Genomic DNA, 23,983 nt, shown 5'->3' with positions numbered 1-23,983 from the left:
CGACGAGCGGGGGAGGACGTGACTACGGCCACCGAGCACAACCATCCACCACCACCGTGTGTCGTGCATGACGGCGGGCTGTAGGCACAATGATCTCTGGGCTGTTCTGAGAACCCGGCTGCAAATCGATTGGGGAGGCAGGAACGACGGTGGCGGAACGGAGCACAGCCGCCGTCGACGTGGCCAGTACGAGCGGCGAGGACACGCCGCTGTCCGCCGATGCGGACGAGGCCACGGCTGACGGTGTGAGCGACGGGCACGAGGACAAGGACACCAACACCGAGACCGGCGCCCCCGGGCCTGCCGACGGGCAGGAACCGGGAGAGGCGCCACCGGTCTCCGACGGGCCACCGGTCACGGAGGCCCCGGCGGAGGAGGGCCCGGACCGCGCGGACGAGCCGCAGCGGGGCGAAGAGGCAGACGCAGCGGCCAGAGCGGGTGCCGAGCCCGCCCCGGCCGCGACGGACGAGCCTCCCGAGCCGACGGCCGCGGACACGCAGCCCGCACCGGATGCATCGCCCGCGCCCCCCGAACTCCACAGCGGCCACAAGCTGGCCAAGCGCTACCGGCTCGAGGAGTGCGTCACCCGGCTGGACGGCTTCAGCAGCTGGCGTGCCGTGGACGAGAAGCTGCGCCGTGCCGTCGGCGTCCACATACTGCCCGCCGACCACCCGCGCGCCCGCCCCACGCTCGACGCGGCCCGCTCCGCCGCACTGCTGGGCGACCCCCGGTTCGTCCAGGTCCTGGACGCCGTCGAAGGCGACGACCTCGTGTACGTCGTGCACGAATGGCTGCCCGACGCCACCCCGCTCACCGAACTCCTCGCCGCCGGTCCGCTGACCGCACACGAGGCGTACCAGCTCGTCACCCACCTCGCCCAGGCGCTGGCCGCCGCTCACCGCGAGGGCCTGGCCCATCTGCGCATCACCCCCGCCTCCGTGCTGCGCACCGGCTCCGGCCAGTACCGCGTCCGCGGTCTCGCCGTCAGCGCGGCGCTGCGCGGGGTCACCAGCGAGCACCCCGAGCGCGCCGACACGGAGGCGATCGGCGCCCTTCTCTACGCCGCCCTCACCGAGCGCTGGCCGTACGAGGAGGACGCCTACGGGCTGAGCGGGGTCGGCTCACTCGCCGACACCCTGGTCGCGCCGGACCAGGTCCGCGCGGGCGTCCACCGCGGCCTGTCCGAGCTGGCCATGCGCGCCCTCGTCAACGACGGCGCGACCGCCTCCCGGCAGGAGCAGCCCTGCGCGACACCGGCGGAGCTGGCCAGGGCCGTCGCGGCGCTGCCACGCATCCGCCCGCCGGAGCCGACGTTCAGCACACCGCCGTCCTACCGGCACCCCGGCCGTCCGCACGGCCCGTACGGTCCCGGCGGCGTACGGCCTGGCGCGGGCGGGGCCGGTCCCGCCCGTACGGCCGCCGCGCCGCCCACCCCGCCCGCGCTGCCGGGCCGCACCGGCAAGATGCTCAAGTGGGGTGTCTCCGCGCTGCTGATCGCCGCGCTCGGGCTGGGCAGCTGGCAGGTCGCCGACACCCTGATGAACGGCGACACGCACACCGACCCGCCGAGCCAGTCGCAGAACAAGCCGGACCCGGAGCCCGTCAGCAACACCCCGATCAAGATCGTCGACGGCAAGGACTTCGACCCGTCCGGCGACGGCTCGGAGAACCCGGAGTCCGTACCGAAGGCGTTCGACGACGATCCCGAGTCCTTCTGGTACACCCGCAACTACTACGGGCAGCCCGACTTCGGGAACCTCAAGCCCGGAGTCGGTGTCATCCTCGACCTCGGCAAGGCCCAGGACATCAGCAGCATCAAGGTCCGGTTCGACGGCGAGACCTCCGCCGAACTGCTGGCCGCACCCAAGGGCACCAGCACCATGCCGAGCACGTACGAGGGGTTCCGCAAGATCACGGACGCCACGGGCGAGCGGCTGGACCACACCGCGAAGAAACCAGTCACCAGCCGGTACGTACTGGTCTGGCTGACAAAGCTCCCGCTGGCCACCGACGGCAACTATCGTGGCCGGATCACGGACATCCGTATCTCCGGCTGAGCGCCGCGCGGCGCCCCCGGGCTGCCGACGGTCCGGGTGACAGATCCGAAAAGGGGGTGCGACGGTGAGCGAGGACGACGAGGCCCGCCGCTCCGCGCCCGCCGACGACGCGCCGCTCAGCGACCAGGAGCTGCTCGCCCGCCACGTCGCGGGGGACCCGGACACCTTCGCCGAGCTGGTCCGGCGGCACCGCGACCGACTGTGGGCAGTGGCCCTGCGCACCCTCGGCGACCGTGAGGAGGCGGCCGACGCCGTGCAGGACGCCCTCGTCTCGGCCTACCGCGCCGCACACACCTTCCAGGGACGCTCCGCCGTCACCACCTGGCTGCACCGCATCACCGTGAACGCCTGCCTGGACCGCGCCCGCAAGACCGCGTCGCGGCGCACCTCGCCCACGGACGACGCGGAGCGGCTGGAAGCGCTGCTCGACCCGCACGAGTCAGCGGCGGCACCTGCCGAGCGGCAGGACCTCCACCGCCAGCTGATCGCCGCGCTCGGGCATCTCCCGGCCGAGCAGCGCGCCGCGCTGGTCCTGGTCGACATGCAGGGCTATCCGGTCGCGGAGGCGGCACGCATCCTCGACGTGGCGGTCGGCACCGTGAAGAGCCGCTGCGCGCGGGGGCGGGCCCGGCTGCTGCCCATGATCAGCCACCTGCGCCCGGACGGCACGCCACGCGACGACGGCCAGGAAGCCGACGGCCGGCAGGACGCACCCGGCCCGGGACGGAACCTCGCGGGGCGGGCGGCCGTCCCACCGTCGCGGGGCACCCAGCAGGCTGCCCCGAAACCTGGAGCAGTCAAGGGCGGAGGTGGCAGCAGCGCATGACCCCCACTTCCGGCACCCCCGGCCCGGCCGACTCCGGGCACGAGGAGCACCCGAGCGTCGAGGAGTTCTCCGCGCTCGACGAAGGTCTGCTCTCCGCCGCCCGGAGCGAGGAGATCGAGGCCCACCTCACCGACTGCGTGCCGTGCGCCGACGTACGCCGCGGGCTGGAGGAGATCCGCACCCTGCTGGGCACCCTGCCGGCCCCGGCACCGATGCCGGGTGACCTCGCCGCGCGGATCGACGCCGCCCTGGCAGCGGAGCCGCTGCCAGGTGCCCCCACGACCACTCACCACGACGCGGGTCCGGTTTCACGTGAAACCGAGCAGCCTGTTTCACGTGAAACAGCGGACCAGGAACGTGCCCCCGTACGGCCCTCCCCCCGCGCGGTGGGCCGTCCGGCGGGCCACGCCGCAGCGCCGGGGGGCCCCGCCTCTTCCGGCCCCGGGCGAGCTCGGCGCCCGCACCGCTGGCGCGTCGCCCTGCTCACCACCGCCACCACGGTCGCCGCCCTCACCCTCGGCGGCGTGCTGGTCTTCCAAAGTTCCTCGGACGAGGCCGACAGGTCCGCCACCGCGGAGACCAGCCACGACAGGAAGTCGCCCCCGGGCAACGCGGGCAACCCCCCGTCGGCCGACCGGCAGGAGGCGGGACGCGACGCCGACCAGGACCTCGGCGCCCGCGTCCGCGCACTCCTGGACAAGCAGCAGCAGGCCACCCCGGCCCCCGAGGTGGACACCAAGCAGAGCCCGAGCGCCCAGGCCCCGCTGGAGGACGACGGCACCACCGTCCCCAGCTGTGTACGGGACGGCATCGGGCGTACGGAGAAGCCGCTGGCCGCCGACCCCGGCGCTCCGTACCAGGGGAAGCCCGCCTACCTCGTGATACTGCCGCACGTCGGGGACGCCCGGTTCGTGGACGCGTACGTCGTCGACCCCGCCTGCACCAGCGGCTCCGCTCAGGGGCCGGGCGAAGTGCTCACCAAGCACACCTACGCGCGGGAGTGACACACCTGCGCCGGGCGTCGGCACACCGGGGAATGTCTGCCGCCTAGTATCCGTTGGGTGGGGTGAATACCTCGCCAGAAGGACCAGGTACGCAGTCGGCAGACAAGGAAGCTCCTGTGAGCGACGTCCGTAACGTGATCATCATTGGCTCAGGGCCCTCGGGGTACACCGCAGCGCTCTACACCGCGCGCGCGTCGCTGGAGCCGCTGCTCTTCGAGGGCTCGGTCACCGCCGGTGGCGCACTGATGAATACGACCGAGGTGGAGAACTACCCGGGCTTCCGGGAGGGCATCCTGGGGCCGGACCTGATGGAGCAGATGCGTGCCCAGGCCGAGCGCTTCGGCGCGGAGCTGATCCCCGACGATGTCGTCTCGGTCGATCTGACGGGAGAGATCAAGACCGTCACCGACTCCGCGGGCACCGTCCACCGCGCGCGCACCGTCATCATCAGCACCGGTTCGCAGCACCGCAAGCTCGGCCTGCCGCGCGAGGACGAACTCTCCGGCCGCGGCGTCTCCTACTGCGCCACGTGCGACGGCTTCTTCTTCCGCGGCCACCACATCGCGGTGATCGGCGGCGGTGACACGGCGATGGAGGAGGCCACCTTCCTCTCCCGCTTCGCCGATTCCGTCACCGTGGTCCACCGCCGCGACACCCTGCGCGCCTCCAAGGCCATGCAGGAGCGCGCGTTCGCCGACCCGAAGATCCGCTTCGCCTGGGACAGCGAGGTGGCCGAGATCCACGAGAAGGACGGCAAGCTCTCCGGTCTGACCCTGCGCGACACCCGTACCGGGGAGACCTCGCCGCTGGCAGTCACCGGCCTGTTCGTCGCCATCGGCCACGACCCGCGCACCGAGCTGTTCCAGGGCGTCCTCGAGTTCGACGAGGAGGGCTACCTCACCGTCGAAGCCCCCTCCACCCGCACGAAGATCCCCGGGGTCTTCGCCGCCGGAGACGTCGTCGACCACACCTACCGTCAGGCCATCACCGCCGCCGGCACCGGCTGCGCCGCGGCTCTCGATGCCGAGCGGTACCTCGCCACCCTCGTTCCCCACGCCAGCGCGGAAGCGCTGCCCGAGCCGGAGAAGGCCACCGCAGGCTGATCTCGGCACCCTCACAGCCAGCTCTGCCACAGCTGCCCCCATCCGAAGCCAGCAAAGAAAGAGGAAAACCATCATGGCCGGTGCCACCGTGACCGCGACCGACGCCACCTTCGACGAGGTCGTCCTCAAGAGCGACAAGCCCGTCCTGGTCGACTTCTGGGCGGCCTGGTGCGGCCCGTGCCGCCAGATCGCCCCGTCCCTGGAGGCCATCGCGGCGGAGCACAGCGACAAGCTCACCATCGTGAAGCTCAACATCGACGAGAACCCGGGCGTCGCCGCCAAGTACGGGATCATGTCCATCCCGACGATGAACGTCTACCAGGGTGGCGAGGTCGTCAAGACCATCGTCGGCGCGAAGCCCAAGGCGGCCATCGAGCGCGACCTGTCCGACTACCTCGCCTGACCGAAGCCGAGCGTGGGCCGCGGGGCCCACGCAAGCGCCGAGGTTTCACGTGAAACGGGATCTGCCCTCCGAGGCGGGTCCCGTTTCACGTGAAACTCACATCGGCCGGAGCGCGGGCTCCTTCTGCACCGCACCCAGCAGCTGATCGAGCGCGCGCTCGACATCCTGCTTCCAGGACACCGTCGACCGCAGCTCCAAGCGCAGCCGCGGAAACGCGTGATGGGGACGCACGGTCTTGAACCCCACCGCGAGCAGATGCTCGGCCGGAAGCACACACGCCGCGTGCTGACCGCGTGCGTCCCCAAAAGCCTCGATGGCACGGAACCCCCGCCGCAGCACGTCCTTGGCCACCGTCTGCACGACCACACGCCCCAGCCCCTGCCCCCGGTACTCCGGCAGCAGCCAGGCGGTCATCAACTGCACGGCGTCCGGCGACACGGGGCTGGTCGGGAAGGTCGCGGAACGCGGCACGTACGCCGGAGGCGCGTAGAGCACGAAGCCGACCGGCAGGCCGTCGACTCGCACGATACGGCCGCACGATCCCCACTCCAGCAGGACCGCCGAGATCCAGGCTTCCTTCTCCTCCTCCGGATGCCCCGATCTGACCGCAGCCGCGCCACTGACCGGATCGAGCTCCCAGAAGACGCAGTCACGGCAGCGCTTCGGCAGATCCGGCAGGTTGTCCAGCGTGAGCGGAACGAGCTGACGCCCCATGGACACATCGTATCCATGGGGCGCCACTGAATCACCGAAGCCGGAACCCCGAGCCGGGGTCCCGGCCCCGGACGGGGAGTCAGCTACTCCGCATCGGCTGCCGGGTCCTCCGAGAGCTGCTGCTCGAACGCCTGGTCCTCACCCGGAGCCAGCTGCCCCAGAATCCGCTCCAGGTCCTCCATCGAGGCGAACTCGACGACGATCTTCCCCTTCTTCTGCCCCAGGTCCACCTTCACCCGGGTCTCGAAGCGGTCCGACAGCCGACCGGCCAGCTGATCCAGCGCCGGCGAGAGCCGCCTGCCCGCACGCGGCCCCTTCGGCTTCTGCGTGCTCTTCCCACTCGTGCCCAGCAGGGTGACGATCTCCTCCACCGCCCGCACCGACAGGCCCTCCGCCACGATGCGGTGCGCAAGCCGGTCCTGCTCCTCGCCGTCCTCCACCGACAGCAGCGCCCGCGCGTGCCCGGCCGAGAGCACCCCGGCCGCCACCCGGCGCTGCACCGACGGCGAGAGCCGCAGGAGCCGCAGCGTGTTGGAGACCTGGGGACGGGAGCGCCCGATCCGATCCGCCAACTGGTCATGCGTGCACTTGAAGTCCTTCAGCAGCTGGTCGTACGCCGCCGCCTCCTCCAACGGGTTCAGCTGCGCCCGGTGCAGGTTCTCCAGAAGGGCGTCCAGCAGTAGCTTCTCGTCGTCCGTCGCACGGACGATCGCCGGAATCGCCTCCAGGCCGGCTTCACGGCAGGCGCGCCAGCGGCGCTCTCCCATGATCAGTTCGAAGCGCCCCGCAGCCAACTGCCGTACCACGACCGGCTGGAGGAGGCCGACCTCCTTGATGGAGGCGACCAGCTCGGCCAGCGCGTCCTCGTCGAAGACCTCGCGCGGCTGCCGTGGATTGGGAGTGATCGCATCCAGCGGCAGTTCCGCGAAGTGCGCACCCGAGCTGCTTTCCTCGGGGAACTCCGGTGCCTCCGCGGCCGGTTGGGCCGCCTGCCCCGCCTCCCCTCCGTCCGCTGCGGACGTGTCCCGGAGAACACGGGAGGACGCACCGGCCTCGGGCAGCCCGGTCACCGCCGCAGCCGCCACGCCACGCTCAGGAGTCAGTACGGGGACCGCCGTGGGCGAGGTGACCCCGCGCCCCACGAGCGGTCCGCCCTCGGCCTCCTCCGCCGGCCGGGGAGCCGCCGGGATCAGCGCGCCGAGTCCTCGGCCCAGTCCCCTACGTCGTTCGCTCACTGATTCCCCTCCGCCAAGCTGTGCCGCTGCTGCCGCTGTCGCTGTTGTTGCTGCTGTTCCAGCTGCGCGCCCGGATCACGCAGCGCGATCTCCCGCGCCGCCTCCAGATAGGACAGCGAGCCGCTGGAACCGGGATCGTAGGTGAGAACCGTCTGCCCGTAGCTGGGAGCCTCGGAGATACGGACCGAACGCGGGATGTTGGTCCGCAGCACCTCGTTCCCGAAGTGGCTGCGCACCTCTTCGGCGACCTGGGACGCCAGCCTCGTCCGCCCGTCGTACATCGTCAGGAGAATCGTCGAGACATGGAGATCGCGGTTGAGGTGACCGCGCACGAGATCGACGTTCCTCAGCAGCTGGCCCAGCCCCTCCAACGCGTAGTACTCGCACTGGATCGGGATAAGCACCTCGGCTCCCGCGACGAGCGCGTTGACCGTCAGCAGCCCGAGCGAGGGCGGGCAGTCGATGAGGATGTAGTCCAACGGCTGCTCGTACGCCTCGATCGCCCGCTGGAGCCGGCTTTCACGGGCCACCAGCGACACCAACTCGATCTCCGCACCGGCGAGATCGATCGTGGCGGGCGCACAGAAGAGCCCCTCGACGTCCGGCACCGGCTGCACCACCTCGGCGAGCGGCTTGCTCTCCACGAGCACGTCGTAGATCGAGGGCACGTCTGAGTGGTGGTCGATCCCCAGCGCCGTGGAGGCGTTGCCCTGAGGGTCGAGGTCGACGACCAGGACCCGGGCACCGTGCAGCGCCAGCGAGGCGGCCAGGTTGACCGTCGTCGTGGTCTTGCCCACCCCGCCCTTCTGGTTGGCGACCACCATCACCCGGGTCTGCTCGGGCCTGGGAAGCCCCTCGCCGGCGCGGTTCATCGCCTCGATCACCTGCTGTGCGGCCCGCCCGACAGGTGGTGCGGCCCCCTCACCTTCACGGACGGCGACAGCGGGAGGAACGTCCCCACCAAAGCCGTCCATGGGAAGTGGCGTTTCACGTGAAACTTCAGTCGACTCGGTACGGGGACCGGGGACCGGATCGGCCATCGGCCCCGCGATGTTGGCGTCGGACCGCAACGGTTCACTCTCCTCGGCAGGACCTTCCTGAAGTTCAAAGCCTGCCATGCTTTCGGGGTCATGAACCAGCGAGCCCCGCTTACCTGTGGATGAATCAGCGCCAGAAGGCGCATCCAGGGGCCGCCGGTCCCGTGGGGCGGCAGCCGCCGCGCGTCCACGACCGATGATTCCGTGCAGCAGAGAGCGTCGTTTCACGTGAAACACCATGCAGCCCCGCCCGGCAACGGCCCGGGCGACACTCCGCCATGCGTACGCTAAGCGCTTTTTTGGCGTAACCGCCGCAGCCCGGATCATCCCGGGCACCGCTAGGAACAGGGGGAGTCAGCGCCTCAGCGCTGCTGGCGCCGCCGCGCCCGCTCCACCTTGGCCGCCTTCACCCGCTTCGCGGCGAACCGGACCCCGCCGGGGCTCTCTCCGACCTCGGCACGCACCACCGTGGCGAGCGGGTCGACGACGCCCGTACCGACCTGCACCACAGACGTCTTGACCACCCCGAGCTTGTGCAGCGCCGCGCGGGCACTCTTCAGCTCCTCCACGGCGGTGTCGCCCTTGATCGCCAGCATCTCGCCGTAGGGCCGCAGCAGCGGCACGCCCCACCCCGCGAGCCGGTCCAGCGGAGCCACCGCACGGGCGGTCACCACCTGCACCGGCGGCAGGGTGCCCAGCACCTCCTCGGCCCGGCCCCGCACCACCGTCACGTGATCCAGGCCGAGCAGTTCCACTACTTCCTGGAGGAACCTCGTCCGCCGCAGCAGCGGCTCCAGGAGCGTGATCTTCAGATCAGGCCGCACCAGCGCCAGCGGAATCCCCGGCAGCCCGGCCCCGGAGCCCACGTCGCACACCGTCACGCCCTTCGGCACGACCTCCGAGAGCACCGCGCAGTTCAGCAGGTGCCGCTCCCACAGACGCGGCACCTCGCGCGGGCCGATCAGCCCGCGCCGCACCCCCGTGTCCGCCAGCAGCTCGCCATAGCGCACGGCCCCCGGCAGGACCTGACCGAAGAACTCCCGGGCCGCGTCGGGCGCGGCCGGAAGCTCCTCCGTCTCCTGCGGCTGCTCGCTCACGGAAGCACGACCACGCAGCGCTCCGGCTCCTCGCCTTCGGACTCGCTGCGCAGCCCGGCCGCGGCCACCGCATCGTGCACCACCTTGCGCTCGAACGGCGTCATCGGGCGGAGCTTCACCGGCTCGCCCGCGTCCTTCGCCTCCTGGGACGCCTTGGTGCCCAGCTCCGTCAGCTCGGCACGCTTACGGGCCCGGAAGCCCGCCACGTCCAGCATGAGGCGGCTGCGGTCACCTGTCTCCCGGTGGACGGCCAGCCGGGTCAGCTCCTGGAGCGCCTCCAGCACCTCGCCCTCACGGCCGACAAGCTTCTGCAGATCACGCCCCGAGCCGTCACTGATGATCGACACGGCGGCGCGGTCCGCCTCCACATCCATATCGATGTCGCCGTCGAGGTCGGCGATGTCGAGCAGCCCTTCGAGGTAATCGGCCGCGATCTCCCCCTCCTGCTCAAGGCGGGACAGGGTGTCGGTGCCCTCTGCGGCGGTCGTCTCCGTCACGGACGGACTCCTTCTTACTTCTTGGACTTCGCGGACTGCGGCTTCTTCTTGTTCCCCTGGGACTTCTTCTGCGGGGAGCCCGACTTCGCGGTGGAGCTGCCGCCGGTCTTCTGCGCGGACGGCTTCTGCCCGGTGGTCTTCTTCGCCGCCGCCGTGTTCGCGGCGGGCTTCTTCGCCGCGGCAGGGGTCCGCGGCTCCTTGCTCAGGTCGGTCTTCTCCCCGGGCTGGGAGGCGGCCGTCTGCCGCTGGGACTTGCTCTGCCGCTTCGGCTGGCTGCGCTTGGCGCGCGCCGCCTCGACCGCCTTCTTGGCCTCGACCTCGGCGGGATCGTCCACGATCTTGCCCTGGGCGCGCAGCTTCTCCTGACGCTGCTGGAACGCGACACTGCCCGGCGTCGGGTTGCGCTTGATCACGTACATCTGCTGGCCGAGCGTCCACACGTTGGTGGTCAGCCAGTAGACGAGGACACCGACGGGGAAGTTGATGCCGAACACGGCGAACATGATCGGGAAGATGTACATCAGCATCTTCTGCTGCTGCATGAACGGCGTCTTGACCGTGAGGTCGACGTTCTTCGTCATGAGCTGACGCTGGGTGTAGAACTGCGAGGCCGACATCAGCAGGATCATGATGACGGTGACGACCCGCACATCGGTCAGCGTGGCCTTGAGCGCCTCGACCTTCTCCGCGCTGTCCAGGAACTTGGAGGCGATCGGGGCGCCGAAGACGTGTGCGTTACGGGCGCTCTCGACCTGCTCCGCGTTGAGGACCCCGACCTCTTTGTTGCCGGCGATCTTGTTGAGCACCTGGAAGAGCGCGATGAAGAACGGCGACTGCGCCAGGATCGGCAGACAGCTGGAGAGCGGGTTGGTGCCCGTCTCCTTGTACAGCTTCATCATCTCTTCGGACTGACGCTGCTTGTCGCTCTTGTACCGCTCCTGGATCGCCTTCATCCGCGGCTGGAGCGCCTGCATGTTCCGCGTCGACTTGATCTGCTTGACGAACAGCGGGATCAGGCAGATGCGGATCAGGACCACCAGCGAAACGATGGACAGACCCCAGGCCCAGCCGCTGTCCTCGGCGAACACAAGGCTGTACAGCGAATGGAACTGGACGATGATCCAGGAGACAGCGATATAGAGAGGATCGAGGATCGTGTCCACGAATCAGACTCCTTGGGCGTGGGACTGGGTCCGGTGCTGCTGCCAGCGGCTGCGGAGCCACTGATGCCACACCGGACGCTTCCGGGCGGGAACGTGGTCGACGCCACCGGGCGACCACGGATTGCAGCGCAGGATGCGCCAGGCGGTAAGCACCGTGCCCTTCACCGCACCGTGCTGGTCGATCGCGCCGTACCCGTAGTGCGAGCACGACGGGTAGTACCGGCAGACCGGCCCGAGAATCGGACTGATGGTCCACTGGTAGAGCTTGATCAACCAGAGCAGCGGGTATTTCACGGTGCCCTCCCCAGCAACCGCTGCAACGCGGTGTCCAGGTCGCGGGCCAGCTCGTCGTAGCCCGCCGCGCCCGCACCGGGCAGCGCCCGTACGACCACCAGGCTACTCGCAGGAAGTGAAGCGAGCCGATCGGCCATGAGTCCGCGCAGGCGGCGCTTCACGAGGTTGCGCACAACCGCGCCGCCGATGGCCTTGCTCACGACGAAACCCGCACGCGCGGGGGGAGCATCTCCCCCCGCCTCGTGCGGGTCGGTACTGCGGAACAGATGGACGACCAGAAGCGGTCGGCCCGCCCTGCGTCCCCGTCGTACCGCGGTCGCGAAGTCCTCGCGCCGCCTCAGCCGGTGCTCGGTAGGCAGCACGTCATGGACCTGGGGTCAGGCTGCTCAGGCCGACAGGCGCGAGCGGCCCTTGCTACGGCGGTTCGCCACGATCGCGCGGCCGGCGCGCGTCCGCATGCGCAGCCGGAAACCGTGGGTCTTCGCGCGGCGGCGGTTGTTCGGCTGGAAGGTGCGCTTGCTCACTCGGGGGCTCCAGGAATTCTTGAGTCTCGGACGAGACGGGGTGTGGGATGTCAACTGGCTGTCACCGTGCGCCCACGAGTAGCTCGCAACGCCCGAGTGTGCACCGCATCGTCATGCCCATCGGAGGCAGGCGGCAGCAGCCATCGACAACTCGACCTCGATACGGTACGCGCGGTTACGCCATCCGGTCAAACCGGGCCGACGTGGATCGGCCCATTGCCCCAGTCGTGCACAGGCTGTGGACAACGACTTGAACCGCGCAGGTCGGCCTGACTACCGTGGCTCAACTTCCCAATCTTCCCGACCGTCCCGCGGATCACACCTTCCAGGGGCGCAAGTCGCCTCCCCGGAGCGTCGTCTCCCCGGAGCGAACGCCATCCAGCGAGTGAGAGAGCGTGCCCCGTGGCCGACCTGCCTGCCGATCTAGCCGCAGTGTGGCCGCGCGTCCTGGAGCAACTCCTCACCGAGGGTCAGGGGGTCGAGGCCAAGGACCAGCGATGGCTCAAGGACTGCCAGCCCTTGGTGCTGGTCTCCGGTACGGCCCTGCTGGGTGTGCCGAACGAGTACGCGAAGGGCGTGCTGGAGGGGCGGCTCGCCCCGCTGATCAGTGACGCGCTCAGCCGCGAGTGCCAGCAGTCGATCCGGCTCGCGATCACCGTGACCGGCCCGGCGTCGCCGCCGCCGGCGGGCGGTGGCCCCGGTGGCCAGCAGGGCCAGCCCGGACAGCCCGCCGACGAGCAGCCGCCCGGACACGGCCCCGGACCGGGCCAGGTCCCGAGCCAGAACACCGGCCCTGGTCCCGGCCCCGCCACCCACGAGCGCTACGAGGCGCGCGAGCTGCCCAGCCCCCGCGCCGCCTACCCCGACTACCCGCAGGCCCCCCGCACCGAGCCGCCCCCGCAGCACCAGCACGGCGGCTGGCAGCAACCGGAGCCCTACCCGCACCAGCCGCAGCACCAGCAGCACCCGCCGCCGCAGCCGTACGAGGGGCAGCGCTACGAGCAGCCGCACCGCTACGGCCAGCAGCCCCCCCGGCAGTCCTCGTACGACCAGTACGAGCAGCCGCACCAGCAGCACCCCCAGCACCCCGCGCAGCGGCACGGCGGCGGCCCCCCGCACCAGACCCACCAGGGCGCCCCCCGCTACGACGGCCCGGCCCAGCTGCCCGCGCAGTCCGGCGCGCCGGGCCCGCTCGCCGCGCAGCCCGCCCCCGCGACCGGCCCCGGGGAGCCGACCGCCCGGCTGAATCCGAAGTACCTCTTCGACACCTTCGTCATCGGCGCCTCCAACCGCTTCGCCCACGCCGCCGCCGTCGCGGTCGCCGAGGCGCCGGCCAAGGCGTACAACCCGCTGTTCATCTACGGCGAGTCCGGGCTCGGCAAGACGCACCTGCTGCACGCCATCGGGCACTACGCCCGCAGCCTCTACCCGGGTACGCGGGTGCGCTACGTCAGCTCCGAGGAGTTCACCAACGAGTTCATCAACTCCATCCGCGACGGCAAGGCGGACGCGTTCCGCAGGCGCTATCGCGACATGGACATCCTGCTCGTGGACGACATCCAGTTCCTGGCCAGCAAGGAGTCCACCCAGGAGGAGTTCTTCCACACCTTCAACACCCTGCACAACGCGAACAAGCAGATCGTGCTCTCCTCGGACCGGCCGCCCAAGGCCCTGGTCACCCTGGAGGACCGGCTCCGCAACCGCTTCGAGTGGGGCCTGATCACGGACGTGCAGCCGCCGGAGCTGGAGACGCGTATCGCGATCCTGCGCAAGAAGGCGGTGCAGGAGCAGCTCAACGCGCCGCCCGAGGTGCTGGAGTTCATCGCGTCCCGGATCTCGCGCAACATCCGGGAGCTGGAGGGCGCGCTGATCCGGGTCACCGCCTTCGCCAGTCTCAACCGCCAGCCGGTCGACCTCGGGCTCACCGAGATCGTGCTCAAGGACCTGATCCCCGGCGGCGAGGACGCGTCCCCGGAGATCACCGCAGCGGACATCATGGCCGCCACCGCGGACTACTTCGGTCTGTCCATCGACGACCTGTGCGGCTCCTCACGCAGCCGTGTCCTGGTGACGGCGCGGCAGATCGCGATGTACCTGTGCCGGGAGCTGACCGACCTCTCGCTGCCGAAGATCGGCGCTCAGTTCGGCGGCCGGGACCATACGACGGTGATGCACGCCGACCGCAAGATCCGTGCGCTGATGGCCGAGCGGCGTTCCATCTACAACCAGGTCACCGAGCTGACGAACCGGATCAAGAACGGCTGACGGCTGACGGCTGTCCCGCAGCGCCGCGCTCCAGCGCCCCCCGACACGTGTCGGGGGGCGCTCTGCGTTGTTCGAATCCATGCCGCGGGAGGCGGGAAGTCCACAGAAAGCCGGTCGCGGCGGCGTCCACACCCTGGGGATCGCCGAGTTGTCCCGAAAGCCTCCACAGGCGGCGACCGCGAGGGATGATCTTCCAAGGTCAGAGGGCTGGGGATTTGTGGGCGAAGGAAATCCACAACCTGTGGACGAACTGCCGGGCGCCGGACCGTCCGTCGAGTTGTCCACCGCCTACCCACAGCAAACGGTGAGTTGTCCCCAGCTTCTCCACACCCTTGTCCACTGTTCGGCAACACAACGCGCCCCGTCACCGGTACGAGTGAATCAGGTCACACCGCCCCCCACCGGAGCCCTGTTGAGAACTCCTCGATTCCTGTGGGCGGGGCTGTGGGGAAGTGGGGTCCGCCTGTGTACCGGGTGTGCAGAACTTTTCGCCGTCCACAGGAACCCCCCTTCCGTCCACCGCTCCGCCCACAGGGCCGGTGGATAAAATCTGGGGCCTGACCTGCGAAAACGGGGTTATCCACGGTTTCCACAAGCCCTACTACTACGACCACCTAGAGAGAGCCCGAAATTCGCTTGGAAGTGGGGGCTGTGCACAACTCGGCCTGGGACGGTCCTACCCCGCTCGCACCGACTTGACCCGCGTGGGCCCGACTGTCAGCGGTGTGCGTCAGACTGGTCCCCGGCAACAGGCCCGCAGCAACAGCAGCAGGAGGCGGCTGAAGGTGAAGATCCGGGTAGAGCGCGATGTACTCGCAGAGGCGGTGGCGTGGACCGCCAAGAGCCTCCCCGCCCGTCCACCGGTGCCGGTCCTGGCAGGACTGCTGCTGAAGGCGGAGGAGGGCGCCCTGAGCCTGTCCGGCTTCGACTACGAGGTCTCCTCGCGGGTCTCGGTGGAGGCCGAGGTCGAGGAGGACGGCACGGTGCTGGTCTCCGGCCGCCTGCTCGCCGACATCTGCCGCTCCCTGCCGAACCGCCCCGTCGAGATCTCCACCGACGGCGTGCGGGTCACGGTGGTCTGCGGCTCCTCGCGGTTCACACTCCACACCCTGCCTGTGGAGGAGTACCCGGCGCTGCCCGAGATGCCGACCGCCACCGGCACCGTCCCCGGTGAGGTCTTCGCCGCCGCCGTCGCCCAGGTCGCCATCGCCGCCGGCCGGGACGACACGCTGCCCGTGCTCACCGGCGTGCGGATCGAGATCGAGGGCGACAGCGTCACGCTCGCCTCCACGGACCGCTACCGCTTCGCCGTCCGCGAGTTCCTGTGGAAGCCGGAGACGCCGGACACTTCGGCGGTCGCCCTGGTCCCCGCGAAGACACTGCTGGACACCGCGAAGTCGCTGAGCGGCGGCGAGAGCGTGTCGCTGGCGCTGTCCGGCTCGGGCTCCGGCGAGGGCCTGATCGGCTTCGAGGGCTCCGGCCGGCGTACGACGACGCGGCTGCTGGAGGGCGACCTCCCCAAGTACCGCACGCTGTTCCCGACGGAGTTCAACTCCGTCGCCGTGATCGAGACGGCCCCGTTCGTCGAGGCCGTCAAGCGCGTCGCCCTGGTCGCGGAGCGCAACACCCCGGTGCGGCTGAGCTTCGAGCAGGGTGTGCTGACCCTGGAGGCGGGCTCCAGCGACGACGCACAGGCTGTGGAGCGGGTCGACGCCGACCTCGAGGGGGACGACGTCTCGATCGCCTTCAACCCGGGCTTCCTGCTCGAGGGCCTGAGCGCGATCGACTCTCCGGTCGCCCAGCTCTCGTTCACCACCTCGACGAAGCCCGCGCTGCTCAGCGGTCGCCCCGCGAAGGACGCCGAGGCGGACGACGCCTACAAGTACCTGATCATGCCGGTGCGTCTGAGCGGCTGAGGCTCCTCTCCTGAGCGGCTGAGCCCACAGGTGTGCACGCACCCACCGGCGTAGGCTCGTACGCGGGTACGAACAGGCAGCCACACCGAAAGAAGGCGTACTGATGGAGCTGGGTCTCGTCGGCTTGGGCAAGATGGGCGGGAACATGCGCGAGCGCATCCGCCGCGCCGGCCACACCGTCGTGGGATACGACCGCGATCCCGCCCTCGCCGATGTGCACAGCCTCGCCGAGCTGGTGGGGAAGCTGAAGGCCCCGCGCGTGGTGTGGGTGATGGTGCCCGCCGGCGCCGCGACCCAGTCGACCGTCGACGAGCTGGCCGGGCTGCTCTCGCCCGGCGACGTCGTGGTGGACGGCGGGAACTCCCGCTGGACGGAGGACGAGAAGCACGCCGCCCAGCTGGCCGAGAAGGGCATCGGCTTCGTCGACTGCGGCGTCTCCGGCGGCGTCTGGGGCCTGGAGAACGGCTACGCCCTGATGTACGGCGGTGACGCCGAGCACGTCGCCCGGGTGCAGCCCGTCTTCGACGCGCTGAAGCCCGAGGGTCAGTTCGGCGCCGTGCACGCGGGCAAGGTCGGCGCGGGCCACTTCGCCAAGATGGTCCACAACGGCATCGAGTACGCGATGATGCAGGCCTTCGCGGAGGGCTGGGAGCTGCTGGAGGCCGCCGACGCGGTCACCGACGTGCGCGAGGTCTTCCGCTCCTGGCAGGAGGGCACGGTCATCCGCTCCTGGCTGCTGGACCTGGCGGTCAACGCGCTGGACGACGACGAGCACCTGGAGGCCCTGCGCGGCTTCGCGGCCGATTCGGGCGAGGGCCGCTGGACGGTGGAGGCGGCGATCGACAACGCCGTGCCGCTGCCCGCGATCACCGCCTCGCTGTTCGCGCGGTTCTCCTCCCGCCAGGAGGACTCGCCGCAGATGAAGATGATCGCCGCGCTGCGCAACCAGTTCGGCGGCCACGCGGTGCAGAACACCAAGTAGCAGGCGACGGCGGTTCGGGGAGGTCAGCGCGCCATCGTGCATGTCACGCATCTCTCGCTCGCCGACTTCCGCTCGTACGCCCGGGCCGAGGTCGCCCTCGATCCGGGCGTCACGACCTTCGTCGGACCGAACGGCCAGGGCAAGACGAACCTCGTGGAGGCCGTCGGCTATCTGGCCACCCTCGGCAGCCACCGGGTCTCCTCGGACGCGCCGTTGGTGCGCCTCGGCGCGCAGCGCGCGATCGTACGGGCGGCGGTGCGGCAGGGCGAGCGCAGCCAGCTGGTGGAACTGGAGCTGAACCCGGGCCGGGCGAACCGCGCGCGGATCAACCGCTCCTCGCAGGTGCGGCCGAGGGACGTGCTGGGAATCCTGCGCACGGTGCTCTTCGCGCCGGAGGACCTGAGCCTGGTCAAGGGCGATCCGGGTGAACGCCGCCGCTTCCTGGACGAGTTGGTGACGGCGCGGGTGCCGCGTATGGGCGGTGTCCGGTCCGACTACGACCGGGTGCTCAAGCAGCGGAACACTCTGCTGAAGTCGGCGGCCATGGCCCGGCGGCACGGCGGCCGGGGCGGCGACCTGGCCACGCTGGACGTCTGGGACGAGCATCTGGCGCGCGTCGGCGCGGAGGTGCTGGCCCAGCGGCTGGACCTGATCGCGACGCTGCGCCCGCTGGCGGACAAGGCGTACGAGCGGCTGGCGCCCGGCGGCGGCCCGGTGGCGCTGGAGTACCGCGCCCCGGTGGACGCCGGCTCGTCCCGCGAGGAGCTGTTCGAGCAGCTGCGGGCGGCGCTGGGCGAGGCGCGCCGGCAGGAGATCGAGCGGGGCGTCACGCTGGTGGGGCCGCACCGGGACGATCTGGTGCTGAAGCTCGGCCAGTTGCCCGCGAAGGGCTACGCCAGCCACGGCGAGTCCTGGTCCTTCGCGCTGGCGCTGCGGCTGGCCTCCTACGACCTGCTCAAGAGCGAGGGCAACGAACCGGTCCTGGTGCTCGACGACGTCTTCGCGGAGCTGGACGTACGGCGCCGCGCGCGGCTGGCGGAGCTGGTCGCGCCGGGCGAACAGGTGCTGGTGACGGCCGCGGTGGCGGAGGACGTGCCGCCCGCCCTGGCGGGGGTGCGGTTCGCGGTGGCCGAGGGCGAGGTGACGCGGGCATGAGCGGCCCGGTGCCCGAGCGCCTGCCCGACCCCGCCCCGCTGCCCCAGCCCGGGCAGTCCGGGCAGTCCGGGCCGCGCCCGGAGCCCGCCGAGCCCTCCGGTGTGGACCTGGCCCGGGTGGCGCTGCGCGCGGCGAAGGAGCGCGCGCGGGAGCGCGGCGCGGCCGCCTCGCAGCGCAAGCAGGCGCGCCGCGGCGGGCTGCGGTCCGGGGCCGGCCGCGACGGCCGCGATCCGCTGCCGCTGGGCGCGGCGGTCGGCCGGCTGATCACGGAGCGCGGGTGGGAGGCCCCGGCGGCGGTCGGCGGGGTGATGGGCCGGTGGCCGGAGCTGGTGGGTGCGGAGGTGGCCCAGCACTGCGCGCCGCTGCGGTACGACGAGGAGGAGCGCAGCCTGCTGGTGCGCTGCGACTCGACGGCGTGGGCGACGCAACTGCGGCTGCTGGCGCCCCGGTTGGTCGCGCGGCTGAACGAGGAACTGGGGCAGGGCACGGTCCGGTTGATCAAGGTGCGCGGGCCCGAGGCGCCGACGCGCTCCGGTCCGCTGCGGGCCCCGGGGAGCAAGGGCCCGGGGGACACGTACGGCTGAGCGGTCCGCCTTCCTCCGGCGGGCCTGGTCCGTCCCGTTCCGGCGCGGCCTGGTGCGGTCCGTACCCGTACCTTCGCGGCGTCTTCGCACGCGCGTGGGCGCGTAAGGGTGAGGGAACACACACAGGTGCGGACCGTTGACAAGCCGAAGCGCTGAGTGGCTCTGTGAGCCTCTTAGGCCCCCGGTCCGCATATGGGGAGTCGCTGGACGGCACCCCAGGGCGGCACATGAGGACTCAGGTACCGGCAAAGCCCCATTGATGGCCGAGCCACCGGTACACTGGATGTAAGCCGCCCTGTTGCGGATCATGTCGAACGACGCAGCCGCTCCGTTTTGCCCAGGAGACGGCCTGTGCTGTGCCAGAAAGGGCGCTTCGTGGCCGATTCCGGCAACCCAAACCAGAGCAATACGTCCGATGACGGTCCCGAGGAGGCGGCCGATGCAGCGAGTGCGGCCGTGCCCGAGCCGGGTGTCCCGTCGTACGACGCCAGCGACATCACCGTCCTCGAGGGTCTGGACGCGGTCCGGAAGCGACCGGGCATGTACATCGGCTCGACCGGTGAGCGTGGTCTGCACCACCTCGTCTACGAGGTGGTCGACAACTCCGTCGACGAGGCGCTCGCCGGCCATGCCGACTCCATCGACGTGACGCTGCTGGCCGACGGCGGTGTCCGGGTGGTCGACAACGGGCGCGGTATCCCGGTCGGCATCGTCGCCTCGGAGAACAAGCCCGCGCTCGAGGTCGTGATGACCGTGCTGCACGCGGGCGGCAAGTTCGGCGGCGGCGGCTACGCGGTCTCCGGCGGTCTGCACGGCGTGGGTGTGTCCGTCGTCAACGCGCTGTCGCAGCGGGTGGCGGTGGAGGTGCGGACGGACGGCTCCCGCTGGACCCAGGAGTACAAGCTCGGGGTGCCCACGGCGCCGCTGGAGCAGCACGAGCCGACGGACGAGACGGGCACCTCGGTCACCTTCTGGGCCGACGGCGAGATCTTCGAGACGACGGACTACTCGTTCGAGACGCTCTCGCGCCGCTTCCAGGAGATGGCCTTCCTGAACAAGGGCCTGACCATCGCCCTGCGGGACGAGCGCGCGGAGCACGTGGACGAGGACGGCAACCAGAACGCCGTGCGCTACCACTACGAGGGCGGGATCTCCGACTTCGTCCGCTACCTCAACTCGCGCAAGGGCGAGCTGGTGCACCCCACGGTCATCGACTTCGAGGCCGAGGACAAGGAGCGGCTGCTCTCGCTCGAGATCGCGATGCAGTGGAACACCCAGTACAGCGAGGGGGTGTACTCCTTCGCGAACACGATCCACACGCACGAGGGCGGCACCCACGAGGAGGGTTTCCGCGCGGCGCTGACCGGGTTGATCAACCGGTACGCGCGCGAGAAGAAGCTGCTGCGCGAGAAGGACGACAACCTCACCGGTGAGGACATCCGCGAGGGTCTGACGGCGATCATCTCGGTGAAGCTGGGCGAGCCGCAGTTCGAGGGCCAGACGAAGACGAAGCTGGGCAACACCGAGGCGAAGACGTTCGTCCAGCGCATCGTGCACGAGCACCTCACGGACTGGCTGGACCGCCATCCCAACGAGGCCGCGGACATCATCCGCAAGGGTGTCCAGGCGGCGACGGCCCGGGTGGCCGCGCGCAAGGCGCGGGACCTGACCCGCCGCAAGGGCCTGCTGGAGACGGCGTCGCTGCCGGGCAAGCTCTCGGACTGCCAGTCGAACGACCCCGCCAAGTGCGAGATCTTCATCGTGGAGGGCGACTCGGCGGGCGGCTCGGCCAAGTCCGGCCGCAATCCGCAGTACCAGGCGATCCTCCCGATCCGCGGCAAGATCCTGAACGTGGAGAAGGCGCGCATCGACAAGGTGCTCCAGAACGCCGAGGTGCAGGCGCTGATCTCGGCGTTCGGCACCGGCATCCATGAGGACTTCGACAGCGAGAAGCTGCGCTATCACAAGATCATCCTGATGGCGGACGCCGACGTCGACGGCCAGCACATCAACACGCTGCTGCTGACCCTGCTGTTCCGCTTCATGCGTCCGCTGGTCGAGCAGGGCCGGGTGTACCTCTCCCAGCCGCCGCTCTACAAGATCAAGTGGGGCCGGGACGAGCACCAGTACGCCTACTCCGACCGCGAGCGCGACAGCCTGATCCGGCTCGGCCGCGAGCAGGGCAAGCGGATGCGCGACGACTCGATCCAGCGCTTCAAGGGCCTGGGCGAGATGAACGCCGAGGAGCTGCGGATCACCACCATGGACACCGAGCACCGGGTGCTGCGCCAGGTGACGCTGGACGACGCCGCCGCCGCCGACGACCTGTTCTCGATCCTGATGGGCGAGGACGTGGAGGCGCGCCGGTCCTTCATCCAGCGCAACGCCAAGGACGTCCGCTTCCTCGACATCTGAGTCGGCTCTCCGCCCGCCGCCCCACAGACAAGGACCTCAAACCAGCGATGGCCGACGACAACGTCCCAGAGACCTCCCCGAAGGACGCCCCCACCGAGGGCAGCACCGTCCTGCCGACCCGGCTCAGCGTGGAGCCGGTGAGCCTTGAGACGGAGATGCAGCGCTCGTATCTCGACTACGCGATGAGCGTGATCGTCTCGCGTGCCCTGCCCGACGTGCGGGACGGCCTGAAGCCGGTGCACCGCCGCGTGCTGTACGCGATGTACGACGGCGGTTACCGGCCCGAGAAGGGCTTCTACAAGTGCGCCCGCGTCGTCGGCGACGTGATGGGCACCTACCACCCGCACGGCGACTCCTCCATCTACGACGCGCTGGTGCGGCTCGCCCAGCACTGGTCGATGCGGATGCCGCTGGTCGACTCGAACGGCAACTTCGGCTCCCCGGGCAACGACCCGGCGGCGGCCATGCGGTACACCGAGTGCAAGATGCACCCGCTGTCCATGGAGATGCTCCGCGAGATCGACGAAGACACCGTCGATATGCAGGACAACTACGACGGCCGCAACCAGGAGCCGACGGTCCTGCCGGCCCGCTTCCCGAACCTGCTGATCAACGGTTCGGCCGGGATCGCGGTCGGCATGGCGACGAACATCCCGCCGCACAACCTGCGCGAGGTCGCCTCGGGTGCCCAGTGGTACCTGGACCACCCGGAGGCGAGCAACGAGGAGCTGCTGGAAGCCCTGATCGAGCGGATCAAGGGCCCGGACTTCCCCTCCGGCGCGCTGGTGGTGGGCCGCCGCGGCATCGAGGAGGCGTACCGCACCGGGCGCGGGTCGATCACAATGCGCGCGGTGGTCGAGGTCGAGGAGATCCAGGGCCGCCAGTGCCTGGTGGTCACCGAGCTGCCGTACCAGGTCAACCCGGACAACCTGGCGCTGAAGATCGCCGACCTGGTGAAGGACGGCCGGGTCGGCGGCATCGCGGACGTACGGGACGAGACCTCCTCGCGTACGGGCCAGCGGCTGGTGATCGTGCTCAAGCGGGACGCGGTCGCCAAGGTGGTGCTGAACAACCTCTACAAGCACACCGACCTCCAGACCAACTTCGGCGCGAACATGCTGGCGCTGGTCGAGGGCGTGCCGCGGACGCTGTCGCTGGACGCCTTCATCCGGCACTGGGTCACGCACCAGATCGACGTGATCGTGCGCCGTACCCAGTACCGGCTGCGCAAGGCGGAGGAGCGCGCGCACATCCTGCGCGGGCTGCTCAAGGCGCTGGACGCCATCGACGAGGTGATCGCGCTCATCCGGCGCAGCCAGACCGTCGAGGAGGCGCGCGAGGGCCTGATGGGGCTGCTGCGGATCGACGAGATCCAGGCGAACGCGATCCTGGAGATGCAGCTGCGGCGGCTGGCCGCGCTGGAGCACCAGAAGATCACCGCCGAGCACGACGAGCTGCAGCGGAAGATCGACGAGTACAACATCATCCTGGCCTCCCCGCAGCGGCAGCGGCAGATCATCGGTGAGGAGCTGACGGCGATCGTCGACAAGTTCGGCGACGACCGGCGCTCCAAGCTGGTGCCCTTCGAGGGCGACATGTCCATCGAGGACCTGATCGCCGAGGAGGACATCGTCGTCACGATCACCCGTGGCGGCTACGTCAAGCGCACCAGGTCGGTGGACTACCGGGCGCAGAAGCGCGGCGGGAAGGGGGTGCGGGGCGCGAAGCTGAAGGAGGACGACATCGTCGACCACTTCTTCGTCTCCACCACGCACCACTGGCTGCTGTTCTTCACGAACAAGGGCCGGGTCTACCGGGCGAAGGCGTACGAGCTGCCGGACGCCGGGCGGGACGCGCGCGGCCAGCACGTGGCCAACCTGCTGGCGTTCCAGCCGGACGAGCGGATCGCGGAGATCCTGGCCATCCGCGACTACGAGGCGGTGCCGTACCTGGTGCTGGCCACGAAGTCGGGCCTGGTGAAGAAGACGCCGCTCAAGGACTACGACTCGCCGCGCTCGGGCGGGGTCATCGCGATCAACCTGCGCGAGATGGACGACGGCCGGGACGACGAGCTGATCGGCGCCGAGCCGGTCTCCTCGCAGGACGATCTGCTGCTGGTGAGCAAGAAGGCGCAGTCGATCCGGTTCACCGCGACGGACGAGGCGCTGCGTCCGATGGGGCGGGCCACCTCGGGTGTCAAGGGGATGAGTTTCCGGGAAGGCGACGAACTGCTCTCGATGAATGTCGTCCGGGCCGGTACGTTCGTCTTCACCGCCACCGACGGCGGTTACGCGAAGCGGACGCCGGTCGACGACTACCGCGTCCAGGGTCGGGGCGGCCTGGGGATCAAGGCCGCCAAGATCGTGGAGGACCGTGGTGAGCTGGTCGGCGCGCTGGTGGTGGAGGAATCGGACGAGATTCTCGCCATCACGCTGAGCGGCGGTGTGATCCGTACGCGGGTCAACGGGGTCAGGGAGACGGGCCGTGACACGATGGGCGTTCAACTGATCAACCTGGGCAAGCGGGACGCCGTCGTCGGTGTCGCGCGCAATGCCGAGGCGGGCCGCGAGGCCGAGGAGGTCGAGGCCGCGGTGGACGCCGCGGTGGAGAACTCCGAGGCGGGCGGCTCCCTGGGCGCTCTGGTTGACGAGTCGGCGGCCACGCAGTCCCCGGCCGACGGCTCTCCGGCCACGTCGAGCGACGAGGAGTAAG

General features: G+C 70.3%; 21 protein-coding genes. 12 read left to right on the top strand and 9 right to left on the bottom strand.

All coding sequences use genetic code 11. From position 1 onward, the window contains the following. The first annotated feature begins 149 nt into the window (after window positions 1-149). The 5 genes from H299_RS0114510 to trxA all read left to right on the top strand — a co-directional run bounded on the left by H299_RS0114510 (window position 150) and on the right by trxA (window position 5,393). Complete coding sequence (locus H299_RS0114510; RefSeq protein WP_027748993.1) at window positions 150-2,057, top strand: hypothetical protein; 1,908 nt, start codon at window positions 150-152, stop codon at window positions 2,055-2,057. Between the two features lie 64 nt (window positions 2,058-2,121). Further along, window positions 2,122-2,883 carry an RNA polymerase sigma factor SigM gene (gene sigM, locus H299_RS0114505; RefSeq protein WP_027748992.1) on the top strand — a complete coding sequence of 254 codons (762 nt, stop codon included), beginning with the start codon at window positions 2,122-2,124 and terminating at the stop codon, window positions 2,881-2,883. Then, complete coding sequence (locus tag H299_RS0114500) at window positions 2,880-3,887, top strand: hypothetical protein (RefSeq protein ID WP_027748991.1); 1,008 nt, start codon at window positions 2,880-2,882, stop codon at window positions 3,885-3,887. Before sigM ends, H299_RS0114500 begins: the two co-directional genes overlap by 4 nt. 116 nt (window positions 3,888-4,003) lie before the next feature. Further along, window positions 4,004-4,990, top strand: a complete 987-nt coding sequence (gene trxB / locus H299_RS0114495) for a thioredoxin-disulfide reductase (protein WP_027748990.1) — start codon at window positions 4,004-4,006, stop codon at window positions 4,988-4,990. Window positions 4,991-5,063: 73 nt separating this feature from the next. Beyond that, window positions 5,064-5,393 (top strand): thioredoxin, encoded by a 330-nt coding sequence (gene trxA / locus H299_RS0114490; RefSeq protein ID WP_027748989.1) that lies wholly within the window; start codon window positions 5,064-5,066, stop codon window positions 5,391-5,393. 96 nt (window positions 5,394-5,489) lie between these two features. Here trxA and H299_RS0114485 read toward each other — a convergent pair whose 3' ends face one another. The 9 genes from H299_RS0114485 to rpmH all read right to left on the bottom strand — a co-directional run bounded on the left by H299_RS0114485 (window position 5,490) and on the right by rpmH (window position 11,954). Then, complete coding sequence (locus H299_RS0114485) at window positions 5,490-6,107, bottom strand: GNAT family N-acetyltransferase (protein WP_027748988.1); 618 nt, start codon at window positions 6,105-6,107, stop codon at window positions 5,490-5,492. 83 nt (window positions 6,108-6,190) lie between these two features. Then, the gene (locus tag H299_RS0114480) at window positions 6,191-7,342 is read right to left on the bottom strand and encodes a ParB/RepB/Spo0J family partition protein (protein WP_027748987.1); all 1,152 of its coding nucleotides are present in this window, start codon (window positions 7,340-7,342) and stop codon (window positions 6,191-6,193) included. Then, window positions 7,339-8,460, bottom strand: coding sequence for a ParA family protein (locus H299_RS34200; protein ID WP_078512739.1), 1,122 nt, complete (start codon window positions 8,458-8,460; stop codon window positions 7,339-7,341). Before H299_RS34200 ends, H299_RS0114480 begins: the two co-directional genes overlap by 4 nt. Before the next feature lie 281 nt (window positions 8,461-8,741). Next, window positions 8,742-9,476, bottom strand: coding sequence for a 16S rRNA (guanine(527)-N(7))-methyltransferase RsmG (gene rsmG, locus H299_RS0114470; RefSeq protein WP_027748986.1), 735 nt, complete (start codon window positions 9,474-9,476; stop codon window positions 8,742-8,744). Beyond that, entirely contained in the window at window positions 9,473-9,973 is a 501-nt protein-coding gene (locus H299_RS0114465; protein WP_027748985.1) for a R3H domain-containing nucleic acid-binding protein, read from the bottom strand. Before H299_RS0114465 ends, rsmG begins: the two co-directional genes overlap by 4 nt. A 14-nt stretch (window positions 9,974-9,987) precedes the next feature. Next, window positions 9,988-11,136 carry a membrane protein insertase YidC gene (gene yidC, locus H299_RS0114460; RefSeq protein WP_027748984.1) on the bottom strand — a complete coding sequence of 383 codons (1,149 nt, stop codon included), beginning with the start codon at window positions 11,134-11,136 and terminating at the stop codon, window positions 9,988-9,990. A 3-nt stretch (window positions 11,137-11,139) separates the two neighbouring features. Then, the gene (gene yidD, locus H299_RS0114455) at window positions 11,140-11,430 is read right to left on the bottom strand and encodes a membrane protein insertion efficiency factor YidD (RefSeq protein WP_027748983.1); all 291 of its coding nucleotides are present in this window, start codon (window positions 11,428-11,430) and stop codon (window positions 11,140-11,142) included. Beyond that, on the bottom strand, window positions 11,427-11,792 hold the full coding sequence (gene rnpA / locus H299_RS0114450; protein WP_027748982.1) for a ribonuclease P protein component: 366 nt from the start codon (window positions 11,790-11,792) through the stop codon (window positions 11,427-11,429). Before rnpA ends, yidD begins: the two co-directional genes overlap by 4 nt. 24 nt (window positions 11,793-11,816) lie before the next feature. Beyond that, entirely contained in the window at window positions 11,817-11,954 is a 138-nt protein-coding gene (gene rpmH, locus H299_RS0114445; RefSeq protein WP_027748981.1) for a 50S ribosomal protein L34, read from the bottom strand. 402 nt (window positions 11,955-12,356) lie between these two features. On the opposite strand from rpmH, the gene dnaA reads away from it, so the two are divergent. The 7 genes from dnaA (at window position 12,357) to gyrA (ending at window position 23,982) form a co-directional block, all read left to right on the top strand. Continuing rightward, a complete protein-coding gene (gene dnaA, locus H299_RS0114440) occupies window positions 12,357-14,219 on the top strand; it encodes a chromosomal replication initiator protein DnaA (RefSeq protein WP_027748980.1) in 1,863 nt (620 codons plus the stop codon). A 785-nt stretch (window positions 14,220-15,004) separates the two neighbouring features. Continuing rightward, window positions 15,005-16,135 carry a DNA polymerase III subunit beta gene (dnaN, locus tag H299_RS0114435; protein WP_027748979.1) on the top strand — a complete coding sequence of 377 codons (1,131 nt, stop codon included), beginning with the start codon at window positions 15,005-15,007 and terminating at the stop codon, window positions 16,133-16,135. Between the two features lie 103 nt (window positions 16,136-16,238). Beyond that, window positions 16,239-17,117 carry a phosphogluconate dehydrogenase (NAD(+)-dependent, decarboxylating) gene (gene gnd, locus H299_RS0114430; RefSeq protein WP_027748978.1) on the top strand — a complete coding sequence of 293 codons (879 nt, stop codon included), beginning with the start codon at window positions 16,239-16,241 and terminating at the stop codon, window positions 17,115-17,117. A 36-nt stretch (window positions 17,118-17,153) separates the two neighbouring features. Then, a complete protein-coding gene (recF, locus tag H299_RS0114425) occupies window positions 17,154-18,272 on the top strand; it encodes a DNA replication/repair protein RecF (RefSeq protein ID WP_027748977.1) in 1,119 nt (372 codons plus the stop codon). Beyond that, window positions 18,269-18,856: a DciA family protein gene (locus tag H299_RS0114420; protein ID WP_027748976.1), complete on the top strand. Its 588-nt coding sequence runs from the start codon at window positions 18,269-18,271 to the stop codon at window positions 18,854-18,856. The genes recF and H299_RS0114420 overlap by 4 nt, the downstream gene beginning before the upstream one ends. A gap of 351 nt (window positions 18,857-19,207) precedes the next feature. Beyond that, the gene (gene gyrB, locus H299_RS0114415) at window positions 19,208-21,271 is read left to right on the top strand and encodes a DNA topoisomerase (ATP-hydrolyzing) subunit B (protein ID WP_027748975.1); all 2,064 of its coding nucleotides are present in this window, start codon (window positions 19,208-19,210) and stop codon (window positions 21,269-21,271) included. 47 nt (window positions 21,272-21,318) lie between these two features. Beyond that, window positions 21,319-23,982, top strand: a complete 2,664-nt coding sequence (gyrA, locus tag H299_RS0114410) for a DNA gyrase subunit A (protein WP_027748974.1) — start codon at window positions 21,319-21,321, stop codon at window positions 23,980-23,982. The last annotated feature ends 1 nt before the right edge of the window (window position 23,983 follow it).

This window comes from Streptomyces sp. CNH287 (assembly GCF_000424825.1).
Note: the sequence above shows the minus strand (reverse complement) of the source record. Positions and strands in the feature narration are given on the sequence as shown.

Bases quoted from the DNA above. Each gene is read 5' to 3' on its own strand.
- H299_RS0114500 (WP_027748991.1), top strand. From the start codon at position 2,880: ATGACCCCCACTTCCGGCACCCCCGGCCCGGCCGACTCCGGGCACGAG.
- trxA (WP_027748989.1), top strand. From the start codon at position 5,064: ATGGCCGGTGCCACCGTGACCGCGACCGACGCCACCTTCGACGAGGTC.
- H299_RS0114485 (WP_027748988.1), bottom strand. From the start codon at position 6,107: ATGGGGCGTCAGCTCGTTCCGCTCACGCTGGACAACCTGCCGGATCTG.
- H299_RS34200 (WP_078512739.1), bottom strand. From the start codon at position 8,460: ATGGCAGGCTTTGAACTTCAGGAAGGTCCTGCCGAGGAGAGTGAACCG.
- gnd (WP_027748978.1), top strand. From the start codon at position 16,239: ATGGAGCTGGGTCTCGTCGGCTTGGGCAAGATGGGCGGGAACATGCGC.
- H299_RS0114420 (WP_027748976.1), top strand. From the start codon at position 18,269: ATGAGCGGCCCGGTGCCCGAGCGCCTGCCCGACCCCGCCCCGCTGCCC.
- gyrA (WP_027748974.1), top strand. From the start codon at position 21,319: ATGGCCGACGACAACGTCCCAGAGACCTCCCCGAAGGACGCCCCCACC.